Below are 15202 nucleotides of genomic sequence, written 5' to 3' on the forward strand. Positions count from 1 at the left end.
GCTTGGTTGTGTGCGAGCGTTTCAGGGGCAACTGTTTGGTTACAGCCGGTGAGCTTGCGTGCGACGCGGCGGAAACAATCATCGACCATCTAGTACCGATCGAAAGCAGCCGAAGATCGCTCGCGGGACGGCTTCGGCACATGGAAGGATGATGAGCCATGCCGATCTTAAAAACGCTCAACCGCATGGGAGCGGCCCTGAAATATGCGCATGATGCCCAAAAAACGACGCGGATGCTGAACGGCCCGCCGCGCGAAATGCAAATGGATTTTGGCTGGGCAGTTATGCCGACCACCAAGTATCTTTCTTCCAACACTTGGGACGGTATCTGACGAAGTTTCAGCGTAGAGCCGGCTAAGCCGCCCTTGTTCGGCAGGAGGACAATTCCGCAGCGTGCCGATGCCGTCGCCGACGGAGCCGCAGAGGTCAAGGCGAAGCTGGCCCAAGTCGATCTTGCTGCGCGATTCCTGGCCCATACGATGGAAACCCTGCACGGCGATCCCTACCGGATTGAGATCGACCCACGCCACTGGCTTCGTCTTGGTTCGGGTGGAGAATGTTTGGCGGCGGAAATAGACGGGCTGCTGATCGATACTCTTCGGACGAGGCTCGGCTGCTCAGGTGGCCCGGCTATTCCTTGTACGGAACAATATACCTGACAACGCTCTCGCCGCGCGTAACCGTAACTGTCGTATAGCCGGCTGGCAAAGAGCCCGTGATGGTCGGATCGATCACCTGGCATCGGCCGACCATTCTTCCGCTAGGAGCGCCGGCGAGTTCAGCTTCCAATGTGACACGGCATTCGTTGAGGGAGGCGAAAACCCGAGGCGCGGTATTAAGCGGTTTGCAGATCGAAGCCTCGCCTGGGCTGCACAAAAGCAAAACCATCACCGCTGCCGTAGCCGGGTCCATCGTCGAAGCTCCTTTCTGGAGCTTTAAACGCTCGCGAAATCCCTTTGTTTCAGATGTCGCTAAAATACGAGGCAATTCCCGGCGACCTCGGTGGCCGGGCCTGTCGATCCTCGGGAACAAGACGCGTTAGTTCGCTGTTATTATTAGCAGAGGCTAATACGATGCCTTTTAGCGTCACCAGTGCGACTTCGGATGCTGTTCTCGAAGCCAGGAACACTGACGCTGAGATCCTTGGAGTCGTCGACCTCGCCAACAAGACTGATGCCAAGATCGGCACCATGCGCCTGGGGGAAGCTATCCAGTTCGTTGCGAATGCATCCGTGCTTGGATACGGAGTTCGCGGAGCGATGGTGTTTTACGGAAAAGCAGGAACACCGAGCCTCAGGGCGAGAGAATGTGAGCAGTTGTGGGCGCTATATGGTTTCGCACTGCTTGAGCCATAATGTCTGACTCGAGGAGCGCTGGAGGGCGTTCACGTTATGAAAAGCGCCACCGGATGACGCGAGCCGCCACGGATTCTCAGAGCGGGCCATTTCGCGGTCACCGTCGGCCGAAATACGCAGTCGCTATTTGACGTTATTGGATGATTTGCCGGGAGAGGGTGCTAAGTCGCTGACATCTGCTGGTACGCCCAAGGGGAATCGAACCCCTGTTACCGCCGTGAAAGGGCATGATTTTCGAGGCTTTGCGTTCGCGCTGGTTCGCTGAAATCCAGGATTTCTGGGCTTTTCATTCATTTCGGTTCGCTGCTGTACACCGGGGTTTATTCGACCTATATTCGACGTGTTTTCAAAACCGCAAGGCGGGAACACGATGGCCAAGACCCTCAGGGAAGCCCCGATCACCACTGCCAGCGCACGTTCAAAGTTGCCTGCTGGCGAATACGCTCGTCGCCTCGATGCCGATGCTGCGGTCTGGTATCGCCGGGGCAAACGGGGAGGGGTCTGGTTCGCTCGCTGGCGTAACCATGGGCCGGGCGCGAACTATCTGCAGGCGCCAGTCGGGCCAGCAAACGACGTCAACGACAAGCTCACGGACGGCGTGCTAACGTTCGCTCAGGCGGAAGCTCAGGCTCGCCAGATCGTCACCAAGGCCAGACAGGAAGCGAAGGCTGCAGCTGCCGGTCCTGCGCTGACCGTGCGCCTTGCTGTTGAAAGCTACATTGCCGAGCGAGATGCAAGGGAAAGCCGCAGGAAGGGCCGCCCGGTGCGCTCAGATGCCGGGCAACGATTGCGGCGCTATATACTCGGTCAGGACAAGCGAGGCAGTCGGGGAGCCGTGGCTGCGGCGCCGCTGGCCGATGTCGGCCTGCATGCTCTCAAGGAAAGTGACCTTCTGAACTGGCGCAAGTTGCTGCCAGACGATTTGAAGGGCTCGACCGAGCAGCGCCTCATCAACGACCTCAAGGCCGCTCTCAACGGCGCCTATGCTGCGCATCGGGAGCATTTGGATCCGACATTGCCGGCGGTCATCAAGCAAGGCCTCAAGGCTGAGAAGATGGACACCGACGAAGCAGCGCCGCTTGCCCGAGACAATCAGATCCTATCAGCCGCGCAAGTCGGCAAGTTGCTCGCCGCCGCTCGTGAAATCGACATCGAAGGGAATTGGAATGGCGATCTGTTTCGGCTGGTGGTCGTGCTTGCGGCAACCGGTGCCCGGTTCTCCCAGATCACCCGCATGAAGGTTGGCGACGTGCAGCGGGCACAGTCGCGCCTCATGGTTCCAAGCTCCCGCAAGGGCCGTGGCGGCAAGATCGCCAGTGTACCGGTGCCGGTCGGGAAGGATGTGATGGACGCGCTGCTGCCGGCAACGACGGGCAGGGGCAATGATGAGATCTTGATGGAGCGGTGGCGCAGCAAGCAGGTTGCGGGCTCGATTGGATGGGAGCGCGCCGGCCGTGGCGCATGGCAGTTCGCCAGTGAAATGCAGCGCCCTTGGTATGAGATCCGGGCCAGGGCAAAGATGCCGACCGTGATCCCCTACAGCCTGCGGCACAGCTCGATCGTGCGAGGCATCAGGGCAAATCTGCCGATACGGCTTGTCGCTGCGCTGCACGACACGTCTGTGCCAATGATCGAGCGCCACTATGGCCGATGGATTGCCGATGGCCTCGAAGACCTTGCGGCGGCGGCAGTGGTTCCGCTGGTGCCTGCCCAGAGCAATGGAAATGTCATCCAGATCGCAGGTCGGTCGTGACCGACTTGGACAAGTTGAGACTGCTGTACGTGCACTTCGGCATCGAGCCAACCGCCGACGGCTTCATCGGACTCCTGACGGCACTCCTGGTGAAACCCGAGCAGGGCTTTCGGCCGCACAAGCGCCACAGGAGTGGCCGTCCGCGGGACTACGGGAAAGACATCGCATTAATCCTCGATGCCGATCGCGTCATTACTGAGCGGCAGTGTTCCGATAGGGCAGCCGTGCGGATCCTGGTCACCTCGAGGCGATTCAATCACTGGAACGATGAGAATAGGCGGACGCTTGAAGATCGATTGTACGGGGCGCGCCGGGACGAAGAACTCACGCTCTTGGTGCAGAAGGCCCGCAAGGAAGCTCGCGCCCGAGGGGTCGGCCTTTATGTCGTCGGCCATGAGGGGAGCATTACCGTCGAAGCCCAGCAAATCCCGACTGAAGACCCAAGGGTGCAGGCACAGCCGCCGAAACGGAGCGACCCGCAGTCGGAAGACGAGTTGACGGCCGAAGAATGCGAAGTGCTGGCCGCAGCCAGAGCCATGTTCCAGGCCGACGGGGAGATTTCCAAGCGTGAGCGTGATGCCATGAGCCTGGCACGATCCCACTTGACCAAAGCCTATCGACGCCAATCGCCGCGATAGAGTTAAGGGCAGATCCGCCAAGGCTGAGCGGGCTTCCGAGCGCAAAGATCTCCAGCGGCAGATAGAAATCCAGCCCCACATGCGGGCGCTTTTTAATTTCCACGGAACTTTTTTTGCGCGTCAGAATTTTTTCGGCGCTCCCTCCCTACCGTCGTCCGCGATCTTTAACGGCTCGCGGAGCGTCGTGATGAACGAAATCGAGAAACTCGGCTTTTCCGTCGAGGAAGCAGCGAAAGTGTCCGGCATCGGCCGCACGCTGATTTTTTCCGCAATCGGCAATGGACAGCTTCTAGCCCGAAAATTCGGCCGGCGCACGGTCATCCTGCGTGAAGACCTGGAAGCGTTCCTTCGTGCGTTGCCCGCCCGGTCCCTGAAAGACCGAGACGGTATCAATGACAATAAGGCCTCGGCGAAGGGCGACGGCACGCTGACGGTGACCGGATGACGCTGCCTTCCTCCGGCGGGCTGAGCATCGCCCAGATCCTCGCCGAGACCGGCGACAGCTTCCATCCCGACTGATTTTTATGGCAAGTCATGGCGTCTTGTAGAACAGGTAGACGCGAGAACGGCAGGCACGTCGTTTGCTTCGATGACAACGATGCTGCACCCTTGTGGATCGGCATCGTTGCGTTAGGCAGCGTGGCTGACGATCTCCTCCGGCACGGCAACGGTGGCCTGCTCAGCGCGTCAGGCCGCGTCCAGCGCAGCACTTTGACAACGCAAGCCGGCGAAAAGCGTGAGCTGCAGATCGTGGCCGATGCCATCGTCAGCGCACGCATGGTGTGTCCGAGCGGCGGAAAGAGGGGAGCGGCATGACCAAGCACCCCTCCAAGATCGACGCGGCCGCCCGCTTCCTGGTCGCGACACCTTTCCAGGCCCGGCCGAAGCCGCTTCTCCCGGCGTTGCGAAAGACATTTGGCCTGAGCGCCGCTGAAGCGATCGAGGCCATTCGTCAGAGCCATGAACTGCGGAGGGCGACGTAGGTGCGGCCGGTCGTCAAACTCAACAAGGACGGCTCCGAGCGCCTGATGCTCGGCTACGTCATCTTGAAAGAGAAGCCGGCTCACAAGACAACCAAGCCCTTTTCGATTCAGCTTCTGCGCCTGCGTGAAGTCGAGAAGGTCATCAAGGATCGCCACGGCGGCATGATCCCGGATCCAGAAGATACCGACGATCGCGAAACCTGCCTCAACTACGTCAAGGCCGCGGCCTTTTCCCCATCGGGGCAGGACATGTTCAATTGGTGCCGGAAATGGGCGCCGTGGCTGCTCGATGCCGAACTCACTGATATTCTCGCTCAAGCCAGCCGTCACAGTCGCATGATGGCTGCGGATGGTGTCGCCGGGCTTCTGGCGGTGACGATGGCCGAGCGTGATCGGCTTCGGCTTAAGACGATCGGCGCGTGCGACATTTCCAAGGAGGAGCGGGCGAACCTCGCGAAAGAGCGGAAGCGGGACCGCGATCGAAGCAAGAAAGCGGAGGGCAGAAAGGCGCGCGGCTGCAAAGATCGCGAGTCCTACGAGGCCGAGTCCGCTGAGCATCTGGAGCCTTGGAACGCCGAGGGCATCAGCCGACGGACGTGGTTCTACAGGAAGGCGAGGACCGATTGCACAAGTCCGTCGCGAGTAGATGTTCCTAGGAACGGCGACACACCTGTGCAAAGGGATGCCAAGACGGACGGCGACCCAGTTGTGTCATCGAAGCAGGAGGCTGCGGCATGATCCTCCAGAGGGACGCACTGCCATCTCCCGTTCCTCGCTCCTTGCCACTCGCGGCTGGCGAAGCCGACCGCGCGAGAGGGTCTGGGGGATCATCCCCCAGCAGGGGTGCCAGGGGCTTGGGTCCCTGGGAGTTGCGACGAACGTGTGCGAGGAGGAAAGCAGCGTGACGAAAATGTGCAGACACAATGACGAAAAAGCATGTACGCACGTATGTACACAGGCCGAGATTATTCCGTTCCCGATCGATCCGGAGATTCGTTTTATCCGGCAGACTGCGCGCATTCTTGAGCGCCGGCAGGGCGAACGTGCGGTGCGGTTCTGGCGGATGGAGTGCCAGCGCCTATACGCTCGGCTTCAGGTGCAGGGGCTGGCCGATGCTGAGATTCGGGCATACGTCGATCGTTTCGCCGAAGCCGTTCAGGCAGAAATGAGGCGAGCCGCCGAGGCCGAAAGGCAACGGCGCAGCTACGGTGGCGCGGCATGACCGTCGTCGTCTTTCAATGGTCCGGAGGCTAGGCTGTATCCGTTCGACGGGAGAAAAGACGCTCGCCAAGCCGACCCTCCGCTCGGCCCAGTCTTACCGAGGCCAGGTGACGGACGCCCTGATCCGGCAAATGTCGGCGCTGGCATTGGCGTGGCGGAGCAGGACCAACATCTCGGCGCCTTTCCAAGCTGCCATCCAGGCCGAGATCATTCGTCTCACTCATCGAATTAATCGGCGCCGGCGGGGATGTTGCGTGACGAGCCAGGCCACGATCGGGATCACACTAACCGCGAGAACCGAAACTGCGGCCTAGGTGTGTAAACCGGACATGCGGTCAGGGAGGTTGAGGCGGAGCGAGAATTGGAACCCGGCATTCGGATTAGCGACGGCCCCCTTCGCGTCGATCTGAAGGCCGGAAGAGGCGCGCCACGGCAAAGGCCGCGGTCAGAGCCGGCGCGAACCGAAACGGAGGTAACGGCACGACACCTGGCGAGCCGACGCAAGGCGACGAAGCTCGAAGCCAAGAGAGCGCAAAGGCGCCTATCTGTCGAGGGCGGAGGAAGACGGCACGGTGATGACGGTCGACGGAATCATCTCGAGGAGGTCCCGCGAAGAGTGCATAATCCGAGCGCGGCCGCGCATGCTCGAATGGTGCGATGGCGGCGGAGGGAAGGAAGCGCCGATAAACGTGCCGACTGCTTCGCCCCCAGCCAATCTGAAGAAATTGCGCGGCGCCTCGACTCCGGCCGGTGGTCGAACTAGCTGCGCCCTACGATTCCCGAGAAGAGCCTGGAACGGCGTCTTCGTGCCTTCTGCTGTCCTTCTCCCGGAATGAAGGGCTCTTCGATCTCTGCCTTGGTCGCCTAGTTGGCCTGAAGAAGGCACGGCAGATCAGACATGCACAGTGCAAGCGAGGAAATTCCTTCTGGAACCAACTCCGCAACCAGCCTTTTTCAGTCCGTGCGAGATAGTAGTCGATCGAACTCCCACATCTTTCCCCCTTGATCAGCGGGTTGCGTGTCGCCGCCAATCAGCAATCGTCGCTGCCCCGAGACTTCACCATCCTGCTCATGGGCCGCGGCCCCCCGCATGCGCTTTCAGAATTTATGGGGGCGCATGTGTGTACCTTGGGAACGGTATCAATGGAGAGCGAGGCCCATGAGCAACGAGGAAAGCCAGGTCAAATGCGCGCCACTTAAAAATCCGCGTCACCAAGCCTATGTGGATGGCCTGCCCGCCTATAAGGCGTACCTCGAAGCTGGCTACAAATGCAGTGTCCGGGCCGCTGCACAGTCATGGTCCCCTCCGGCCCGCGCCAAGCGCGAATGGACGCAGCTTTTCAATCTGATCAACCAATACATCTTCAAGTGCTTCACTGTCCTGTGCGAACTTGCTGTCATGTCGCCAGAGGGGAGAGGGAAAAACAGGCACAAGCTGCACGGCGTCAAGCTGATGCGCCCAAGCCTCATGCGCGATCGCCGAAGAGTCGCCGAGCGCTTGCAATCCGTGGGATACGAGATGCGATGCCTGCGCTGAAGGATGCACGCTGGGAGCAGTTTTGTCAGTTCAAGGCAGAAGGCATGCCGGCCTATCAGGCATACCTGAAAGCAGGGTACAAATGCACCGAAGAGGCAGCCATCGCCAACTCTGCGAGGCTGATGAGGAAGGATAACATTCGGGCGCGGCTTAAGGAGCTTATCGACGATCTGGCCGACAAGATGGTCGTGACGCGGGAATCGTTGGTCGCCGAGTACGATCAGATAATTGCCGCCGCACACCGGGAAAAGCAGTACGGTGCCGCAGCGACGGCTTTGGCGGCCAAGGCGAAGATCACCGGCCACGACATCCAGCGGAGCCTAAACGTCAACCTGACTGGCACCTTCAGCCAGCTTACCGACGACGAGCTGCGCTTCGAGGTGGCCTCGATGATCAACGAGGCGCGGGCGATCAAGGGCCAGCCGCCGCTGGCGCTGCCGGCGAAGAAATCAGAGCACTGAGAGTTCTATCTCCTGTTATGCCGGGTAAATGGGGGGCCAAGACGGCCTGGGGCGTGGGGTAATCCGGTTGGAGCCCTCTAGCTTTTCGGGTGGCCTTCGCTCCTACGGTGCGAACCCCTTGCGCTTGGTGAGGATGGGCCAGGTGACCTTCCCGCCGACCACGCCTAAAGCGCCCACATTGCGAGTGCCCTCTCCGCTCCAATCCGGTCGTCCCTGATTCTGAGGACCGCCTGCCGCGTCAAGCCCGTGACCTTGGCTATGGCTGATGCACCAGCCCCTGTACCCAGCATTGCAACCACCGTGTCGAATGCCTTACGGTCGTAGCTCGGCTTCCTGCCACGGTACGACCTGGGGTCGGACTTGGCGCCCTCAATGCCTGCCTTCTGGGCTTCCTTGGCTGCGACCGCCTGTGCTTCAGCCGTTGCTGCCATGAAGGCTATCAGCGCGTCCCGAACGGCCTGCTGGATGGGGTCTTTGGTCGCTCCGTCGAACACCATGGCATTGACAACGGTCTTGACCACCACACCCTCACGCATGAAATGCCGGATGCTATCCGACACGTCCCTATAGTCGCGGCCCAGCCGGTCGACCCAGCGCACCACAAGCGTGTCACCAGGACGAAGGATGTCGAACAGCCGCTTTCCTTGAGGTCGCTCCGCCAGCTTCGTCGAGATGCCGGATACACCATGATCGGCAATCTCTTGATCAATCTTGAAACCTGCCAGCTCGGCCTGCCTGCGTTGATGCTCAAGCGTCTGGTCGGCAGTCGAGACACGGGCATAAAAGACGGTCTTGGTCACAGGACGACATCTATCCGAAAGGGTTGTGTCCGTTGAATATCCTGTCGGTTGATCCAAGTCAACCCTAACGGACACTTCTTCGGACCCCATTTCCGTTGATCGATAGGCTATACCTCAGCGTACATTGCTGCGCTTCTTCCTCGGGGAATTTCGGATGGAGGGGCCACGAAGCGCCGCTCCTGCGATGGTCGGCACCTGGCTCTCGGCCTTGTGGCAGACCGGGGCAGGGTCGAGCAGTTCTCGTTTCGACAGTGCAGCTGGCTCGGCCTCATGAGGCCCGGGATGGCTGAACCCCAATTGGCGGGCTCGGCGCATCCACTGCGATGCTGACACCAGGGCGGTCTAGCAACAATGTCGCGATCGCGGTCTGATCGTCAGACGGACGGGCCAGCTCGCCTGCGCAATTGTACCAGATCGTTCAGGGCGCGAAGCTCGAGCATCTTCGCATCCTGACTACGGGCAGTCTCTATCGCGCGTTCAAGCGCCTCAGTGGCTGCCTTGGGGCCACTTCCCGACTGTAGAAGAAGGGCCGCTTCAATCCGGTGGAGTTCCGCGTCGAAGAAGTGCACGTTTACGGCCGTGCTGCTGACGACCGCCTCGTTGATATGGCGAAGCCCCTCGCTTGGCTGCCCTGCTTTGCCGCAGGCGTCGGCGAGAAGCCCGAGAGCATAGCCCCGAAACAGCTCCGCACCTGTTGCGGCGTACGCCTGGATTCCCTCGTTCAGCATGTTGATCCCTGCATCGGTTGAGCCTTGCTCGGCAACGGCCCAGCCCCGAAGAATGGTACCCCAGGACATCCAGTACAAAAGGTTATTCTCGGTAGCTATCGCAACGGTGCTCGTCGCGAGCTCCTCAGCAATTTCTGGCTGACGGAGGCCCTGATGGACAGCTGCCGACATACAGAGTGCATAGGTGAGGCTTAGCGGATGCGCGAGCGTTTCTGCCAAACGGATTGCTTCGCGGCTTCGCTCAACTGCACACTCGGAGTTACCCACGCACCATTCGAGCCAGGCAAGATTGGCAAGGCCAGCGACACCAGCATCGGATCCGTACGCAACGACGTTTCTGCGCGACAACGCTGGATCGTAGTCGCCGATGGCAGCCTCGAGCTGCTTTCTACTTGCCGTGAATTCGCCGAGGCAGAAGAGACACCAGCCGAGGGCGCGTCGAGCCTCGACTCGAATTGAGCGATCATTACCCCGGTCTGCCACCTCAAGGAGTTGTTCACCGATTTCTCGTGCCGCTTGAACAGGTCCTCGCACCTGGTAGTACGACTGCAAACCTCGAAGGGCAGCCGCGAGCTGTGGCGTATCTCCGATTGTCTGGCACAGCAAACGCGCCCTCGCATAGATGTGCTCAGCCTCAGAAGCGGCCCAACCTCTGATCGCGGTCAGCGCGGTGCCAAGCCCGATCAAGAGCGAGGCTTCCTGTTGCTGGCGCTGGCGAGAGGAAGAAAGGCTCATGATAGCAGCCAATGCTTTTCGGAAGTGAGCTTCTGCCTCGAGGTTTGTATAGCGGCTCAGTGCCCGTTCGCCGGCTGTTTGCCAGTAGTCTATGGCGCGCTCTGTATCTCCAGCGAGGTTGAGATGCCCAGCTATCAGCTCCGGTTGCCGCTCGGCGAAATCCGGGAACTGAACAACCAACGCCTCGGCGGCCCGCAGATGATAGCGGCGCCGTGAGCTTCGAAGCAGAGATTGGTAGGCTGCCTCCTGAATGAGTGCATGCTTGAAAGAATACGAAGCCTGCGGAGGAATACCACGCTGTAACAGAATCTGACGGTCGACCAGCTGGGATAGAGCGCTCAGCAGCTCTGTCTCAGAAGCCAACGTGACTGCCTTCAGCAACTCGAACGGAAACTCGCGGCCAAGAGTTGCCGCGATCTGCGCGGTCGCTTTGATGGAATTCAGCCGATCTAGTCGGGCCATCAGGGAGTCGCGCAGCGTTACAGGGATAGTAGCCTCGTCGAGGAGGGCGGGAGTCGCCGCGCTATCGCTGGCCTGCGCAGATTCAATAACGGTCTTCGTTAATTCCTCCACGAATAGCGGCACGCCGTCAGCCCGTTCAATCAGCTGACTGAGCAACGCCGGTGATAGCTCGGTTCCTTTGGTCAGGTTGGCAATGATCTCGTTGGTCTCACCAGAGGAGAGGCGCGAAAGCGTAAATCGCATAGCGTAAGAGGGATCGACCCAAGGTTGCACGAACTCCTGCCGAAACGTCAGGAGGAGAAATAGCTTCGCGGTTGGAACTAGCTGAAGAAGTTGCTTGATGACGTCGAGCGTGGAGGGATCGGCCCAATGGAGATCCTCAACGACAAGAATAACTGGGCGACGCTCCGTCTCTCGAAGCAACCAGGTCAGCAGGATTTCAATCGTCCTCTCCCGCCGCCTCCGAGGCAGCATATTGGTCGTGTCCAATCCGGCAGGAGTCGGAAGCGACAGCAGAGAGGCAATCAGAGGCAGCGCTTCTTCCACCCGAAAGGGCGATTGCTTTAGCGACGTTTCAAGTTTCGCGAGTCTTTCGGCCGCGCCATCCGACGAGGCAATTGAAAGATGCCGATGCAGCAAATCAATAATCGGGAGGAACGCGCTGTCGGACGAATGCGGCACGCAGTTACACGCAAGCATTGAATGCTCGTCGGCTATGCTGGCGTGAAAAGCATGTACGAGGCGTGACTTGCCAAATCCTGGGTCGCCGCAAATTGACGCCACTTGACCCTTGCCCTGCAGTACGCGCTCCCAACCTTCTCTGAGGCGTGCCAACTCGCGTGTGCGTCCAACGAGGGGAGTAAGGTCTCGGACTTCAAATGCATCCTGCCACGTGAAGGCTGATTCAGCCAACGGTACATAGACCCGAATCGGACGCGAAATGCCTTTGACGTGGCGCTCTCCCAAAGCGCGACATTCAAATCGATGCTTGACCAGAGCGTATGTGGCATCGCTGATGAGTACCGTCTGGGGCGCAGCGAGCGCTTGCAGACGAGCTGCGAGATTGGGAGTTTCGCCGACGATAGAATAAATCTCCCGTTCAGATCCACTGGGGAGATCGCCAGCAACCACCAATCCGGTATGAATGCCGATGCGAACCTGCAAGCTGGCATCAGCGCAATCGACCATTTCAGTGCTACGTTGCTGGAAACGTGAGATGATTTCAATCGCAGCGCGCACAGCCATTACCGGATCGTCGTCGCTTGCACCGGGATAGCCGAAGTAAATGAGAAGACCGTCCCCGAAGTATGAAGCTATCCACCCGCCGCAGTGGCGAACAACCTCATCGCAAGTGGATCGATAGGTAGCAAAAAGGTCCCGGAGATCCTCGGGGTCGAGTTGCTCCGACAAAGCAGTTGACCCGACGATGTCGCAAAACACGACGGTGATCTGCCTGCGCTCTGCGGAGGCGAGTGCGGCGGCGTCGGACAGGGGCGAAGGTGCGCTCGTCAGGGGTGCTCCGCAGTTGCCGCAGAACCGCATACCAACCCCATTCTCGAACCGACACTGAGGACAGCGCATACGGAGCGTCTCCAGCTTATGGACCTGTGGGTGCCCGTCCCGAGAAATGGGTTTGTGGCCGGGTTCGTGCGACTCCAAAGGTTGTCGAAGCCCTCTTGGAACCACGATGTGGATCCGGCGACATCATAGCCGCGGCGGCTTATGTTAGAAACTCCGAATGGACTCTGACCGAGCCGTTTATGCCGACGTGCGAAAGCGCGCGCGCTGGTCGTCGCGTGAAATCATCAACGCGATCTTTTACGCCCTGGAATTGCGAGCACTCTAAGCCGAAACCAGGCTCGGGGCACCGATTGACGCAAAACGAGGCGCTGACTCCAGGGCTGCCCGTCAGAGCGCCAGCGGCGCCGCGTTGGATTTCCCTAACGAGAGGTGCTATTCTTGCGGAGGAGGACCTGAAGTTGCCACCTGTTCTGAACTCACCCCTAAGCATAACCTTGTCAATAACCCAGACGTGCAATTTAGAGTGCAAGCATTGTTATGCAGATTGCCAGATCAGCGAAGCGCCTGCCGAAGTTACTACTGACGAATGGCAGAGGTTTCTCGATTACTTGGTCAGCAATGATTTTATTTCCGTTTATTTCGAAGGTGGGGAACCTCTTTTTCGGCAAGATTTTCTTCAAATTTTGGCGCACTGCGCTCGCCGCATGATGACTATGTTGCGGAGCAACGGAACCCTCATCAATCGCGAGATGGCGCATCGCCTAAAGCAGATCGGCATAGGACGTGTGCTCATCGACCTGATGGGAGCGAGAGCCGAGACGCACGATTATTTCACCGGAGTTAGCGGGAGCTTCCAGAAAGCTTGCGAAGCGGTCAGCTACCTGCTCGAGGCTGGCATCGATACTGATGTGCTCACGATCCTAAACCGGAGAAATATGCACGAACTGCAAGATTATTTGGAACTTGCACACGAGCTCGGTGTTCCCCGCGCAGGAATTCTGCGTCTCTATCCCCTGGGGCGGGCTAAGTACCGCTGGGGTGAGTTGGCGATGTCCCTGCAAGAGCAGATGGCTGTGCTCAACTCGCTTGCACCACCATCTGGGCTTACCGTGATGAAGTCGTGGCATCCCAATGACCGAAACTGCTGCTGGCAGGCTGCCGCGGTAGATCCATTCGGCCGATCAATTGGTTGCGCTTATCTCCGCGAGTACGTCAATTACGGCAATATTCGCGAGGTGCCGTTCCTCGCCACTTGGGAGCACGCCCTCTACCGAGAACTGCGCTCCGGTGTGGTCGAAAAGTCCTGCCCGACCTGCGATGCCGTTGAAGGAACGCGCGGAGGATGCCGCTCGGCAGCCTATGCCTATCATGGTCGCTGGGGGGCGCCTGACCCGTTCTGCTCGACATTGAATAATGGAGTCGACTTACGTGTCTTACCGTCGCGTCTCCTTTCGAAAGGTCGCAAACCTACGTATTCGCCCCATCGATGAGATGGGTATCTGCATCGTGTTCACCCCAGAGAACCCGAGGCTATACACCCTCAATTCGTCTGCGTGGCTTATAATGGAATTGTGCGACGGGCGGAGTTGGAGGTCGCTGGAGCGTAGCTATTTTGCTACAATCGAACCTTCGCGCTCGCGCGAAGTGGCACGGCTTGAACTGCGGCGGGGCATTGAGGACCTCATTCAGCAGGGTGTCATAGAGCCTGTAGAACCGGCTTGAAGCGCCGAAGAAACCATTCGCGACCAGGAGGACTTCCTAGTGGCACGCAAACCGACTATCGAACAGGTCAAGCGCTTGGTACGTCGGCAAGGCATTCCGGCGCCACCGGCGGTAGAGCCGGTTGTCGTTGAAGTTCGCACGCACGGGGCTATTTCATTTACACCGTGCGAGCCGGCTGTTCCCTACGCCCTGGGTTGTATTCTGATTGAATGGACATTTGGCATTCCTTACCAGGATGTGCCCGCATTCCATCAATTCCTGGTAGACAATGAAGCTTTCATTCGGCAGACGGTGGAAAAGGTTGACGGTGCGAGGTACTTAGGAACTTATTGGTCAATTGGTTACCGATATCATTACAGAACTTTTTGGTCATATGATTCAGAATCGGCGATAGCTGGTCTGAATGACGCCATACGAAAATCGCCTAACCTTTCCGAAGCGATCACAAAGCTTCGAGCTTACTGGTCGAGAGATCCATCCCGGAGCGAGTTCAAATACCAGCCTGCGTCCTTGATTAGTGCCACGAAGCTTGAAGATTACGCCAAAGAGAATCCCATGGTCGGTATGGGACTGGTCGGACCGGCACAGGCGCGAAAACGACCGCGAACTAAAAAATAGATCGCGGACGTTTACTAGGGGTGGACTCATCAAAGACAAGCTTTTGTAACTTGCTGATCTGCAAGGCTGAGTCGACGGGAAGATTGTTGTAGAGATCGATACCCTCTTCCTTTGATTTGCATCGAATAAGTAGATCCGGCTCGCAACAATCTGCTGACCTTCCACGTTAGCTGCGTGTTACGAAGACCGATCGAGGTATATCGAAGGCCTACGAAGTGCAGGCCTGGAATAGTCCAGGCTAAATGGTGCCAAGCCGACAACCCCGCCGGTGTCGGCGAGGTGGTGTGGGGCGGCAGATGCCGAACCGACAAATGGCAGCTACGCGCCCAAAAATCGACCGTTCACCTACGGACCTTAGCCGCGTGAAAGCCGAATCCCTTTTGAGGGCGCACTCCGGAACTACGGCAAAAGATCCGTAACAGCGAGCCCACTTCCGTCCATTGCCATAGGAAGCTGGCATGTTCGTGAATGATTTTCCAAGAACCGGCGATGCGCCTTAGCACGATGGTTTGCCGGCTCGAGGAGTCGACCTTTGTGCCATCGATCTTGATGCCAGTCATGCGCGAAAGCCCCTCGATGCAGTTCATCGGCGGCAGCATGGAAAATACCAGTACGGGCACTGTGACGGGAACGGCTACCAGCGGCACAACGGGCAATTGATGCTTAGC

At 58.9% G+C, this 15202-nt stretch carries 17 protein-coding genes; 15 read left to right on the top strand and 2 right to left on the bottom strand.

Going from position 1 to position 15202, the window contains the following annotated elements:
* Positions 1 to 158 precede the first annotated feature (158 nt).
* The 12 genes from P9217_RS19820 to P9217_RS19875 all read left to right on the top strand — a co-directional run bounded on the left by P9217_RS19820 (position 159) and on the right by P9217_RS19875 (position 7948).
* Positions 159 to 332, top strand: a complete 174-nt coding sequence (locus P9217_RS19820; protein ID WP_095802158.1) for a hypothetical protein — start codon at positions 159 to 161, stop codon at positions 330 to 332.
* A 33-nt stretch (positions 333 to 365) separates the two neighbouring features.
* Positions 366 to 659, top strand: coding sequence for a hypothetical protein (locus tag P9217_RS19825; protein WP_278087634.1), 294 nt, complete (start codon positions 366 to 368; stop codon positions 657 to 659).
* 414 nt (positions 660 to 1073) lie between these two features.
* On the top strand, positions 1074 to 1355 hold the full coding sequence (locus P9217_RS19830; RefSeq protein WP_127216544.1) for a hypothetical protein: 282 nt from the start codon (positions 1074 to 1076) through the stop codon (positions 1353 to 1355).
* Positions 1356 to 1725: 370 nt separating this feature from the next.
* Positions 1726 to 3108, top strand: coding sequence for an integrase (locus tag P9217_RS19835; RefSeq protein WP_278052947.1), 1383 nt, complete (start codon positions 1726 to 1728; stop codon positions 3106 to 3108).
* Complete coding sequence (locus tag P9217_RS19840) at positions 3105 to 3746, top strand: hypothetical protein (protein WP_278052946.1); 642 nt, start codon at positions 3105 to 3107, stop codon at positions 3744 to 3746. The genes P9217_RS19835 and P9217_RS19840 overlap by 4 nt, the downstream gene beginning before the upstream one ends.
* A gap of 187 nt (positions 3747 to 3933) precedes the next feature.
* Positions 3934 to 4191 (top strand): helix-turn-helix domain-containing protein, encoded by a 258-nt coding sequence (locus tag P9217_RS19845; protein ID WP_179294621.1) that lies wholly within the window; start codon positions 3934 to 3936, stop codon positions 4189 to 4191.
* Between the two features lie 164 nt (positions 4192 to 4355).
* A complete protein-coding gene (locus P9217_RS19850; protein ID WP_278052945.1) occupies positions 4356 to 4562 on the top strand; it encodes a hypothetical protein in 207 nt (68 codons plus the stop codon).
* Entirely contained in the window at positions 4559 to 4729 is a 171-nt protein-coding gene (locus P9217_RS19855; RefSeq protein WP_179294620.1) for a hypothetical protein, read from the top strand. Before P9217_RS19850 ends, P9217_RS19855 begins: the two co-directional genes overlap by 4 nt.
* Complete coding sequence (locus P9217_RS19860; RefSeq protein WP_278052944.1) at positions 4730 to 5467, top strand: hypothetical protein; 738 nt, start codon at positions 4730 to 4732, stop codon at positions 5465 to 5467. It abuts the gene before it with no gap.
* Positions 5468 to 5639: 172 nt separating this feature from the next.
* The gene (locus P9217_RS19865) at positions 5640 to 5951 is read left to right on the top strand and encodes a DUF6074 family protein (RefSeq protein WP_278087866.1); all 312 of its coding nucleotides are present in this window, start codon (positions 5640 to 5642) and stop codon (positions 5949 to 5951) included.
* 1158 nt (positions 5952 to 7109) lie between these two features.
* Positions 7110 to 7487 (top strand): hypothetical protein, encoded by a 378-nt coding sequence (locus P9217_RS19870; RefSeq protein WP_278052942.1) that lies wholly within the window; start codon positions 7110 to 7112, stop codon positions 7485 to 7487.
* Positions 7475 to 7948 (top strand): terminase small subunit, encoded by a 474-nt coding sequence (locus tag P9217_RS19875; protein WP_278052941.1) that lies wholly within the window; start codon positions 7475 to 7477, stop codon positions 7946 to 7948. Before P9217_RS19870 ends, P9217_RS19875 begins: the two co-directional genes overlap by 13 nt.
* A 164-nt stretch (positions 7949 to 8112) precedes the next feature.
* Here P9217_RS19875 and P9217_RS19880 read toward each other — a convergent pair whose 3' ends face one another.
* Both P9217_RS19880 and P9217_RS19885 read right to left on the bottom strand, forming a co-directional pair.
* Positions 8113 to 8748, bottom strand: a complete 636-nt coding sequence (locus tag P9217_RS19880) for a recombinase family protein (RefSeq protein WP_278052940.1) — start codon at positions 8746 to 8748, stop codon at positions 8113 to 8115.
* 374 nt (positions 8749 to 9122) lie between these two features.
* A complete protein-coding gene (locus P9217_RS19885; RefSeq protein WP_278087633.1) occupies positions 9123 to 12215 on the bottom strand; it encodes an adenylate/guanylate cyclase domain-containing protein in 3093 nt (1030 codons plus the stop codon).
* A gap of 437 nt (positions 12216 to 12652) precedes the next feature.
* Here P9217_RS19885 and P9217_RS19890 point away from each other — a divergent pair, with 437 nt between their 5' ends.
* The 3 genes from P9217_RS19890 (at position 12653) to P9217_RS19900 (ending at position 15194) form a co-directional block, all read left to right on the top strand.
* Positions 12653 to 13684, top strand: coding sequence for a radical SAM protein (locus P9217_RS19890; protein ID WP_278087632.1), 1032 nt, complete (start codon positions 12653 to 12655; stop codon positions 13682 to 13684).
* Between the two features lie 271 nt (positions 13685 to 13955).
* Positions 13956 to 14534: a hypothetical protein gene (locus tag P9217_RS19895; protein WP_278087631.1), complete on the top strand. Its 579-nt coding sequence runs from the start codon at positions 13956 to 13958 to the stop codon at positions 14532 to 14534.
* Between the two features lie 468 nt (positions 14535 to 15002).
* On the top strand, positions 15003 to 15194 hold the full coding sequence (locus tag P9217_RS19900) for a hypothetical protein (RefSeq protein ID WP_278087630.1): 192 nt from the start codon (positions 15003 to 15005) through the stop codon (positions 15192 to 15194).
* The last annotated feature ends 8 nt before the right edge of the window (positions 15195 to 15202 follow it).

It is taken from the genome of Mesorhizobium sp. WSM4989 (assembly GCF_029625795.1).
GTDB lineage: Bacteria > Pseudomonadota > Alphaproteobacteria > Rhizobiales > Rhizobiaceae > Mesorhizobium.

Coding starts and splice junctions, on each gene's coding strand:
- P9217_RS19820 (WP_095802158.1), top strand. CDS start 159: ATGCCGATCTTAAAAACGCTCAACCGCATGGGAGCGGCCCTGAAATAT.
- P9217_RS19830 (WP_127216544.1), top strand. CDS start 1,074: ATGCCTTTTAGCGTCACCAGTGCGACTTCGGATGCTGTTCTCGAAGCC.
- P9217_RS19835 (WP_278052947.1), top strand. CDS start 1,726: ATGGCCAAGACCCTCAGGGAAGCCCCGATCACCACTGCCAGCGCACGT.
- P9217_RS19845 (WP_179294621.1), top strand. CDS start 3,934: ATGAACGAAATCGAGAAACTCGGCTTTTCCGTCGAGGAAGCAGCGAAA.
- P9217_RS19855 (WP_179294620.1), top strand. CDS start 4,559: ATGACCAAGCACCCCTCCAAGATCGACGCGGCCGCCCGCTTCCTGGTC.
- P9217_RS19865 (WP_278087866.1), top strand. CDS start 5,640: ATGTGCAGACACAATGACGAAAAAGCATGTACGCACGTATGTACACAG.
- P9217_RS19870 (WP_278052942.1), top strand. CDS start 7,110: ATGAGCAACGAGGAAAGCCAGGTCAAATGCGCGCCACTTAAAAATCCG.
- P9217_RS19875 (WP_278052941.1), top strand. CDS start 7,475: ATGCCTGCGCTGAAGGATGCACGCTGGGAGCAGTTTTGTCAGTTCAAG.
- P9217_RS19885 (WP_278087633.1), bottom strand. CDS start 12,215: ATGCGGTTCTGCGGCAACTGCGGAGCACCCCTGACGAGCGCACCTTCG.
- P9217_RS19900 (WP_278087630.1), top strand. CDS start 15,003: ATGATTTTCCAAGAACCGGCGATGCGCCTTAGCACGATGGTTTGCCGG.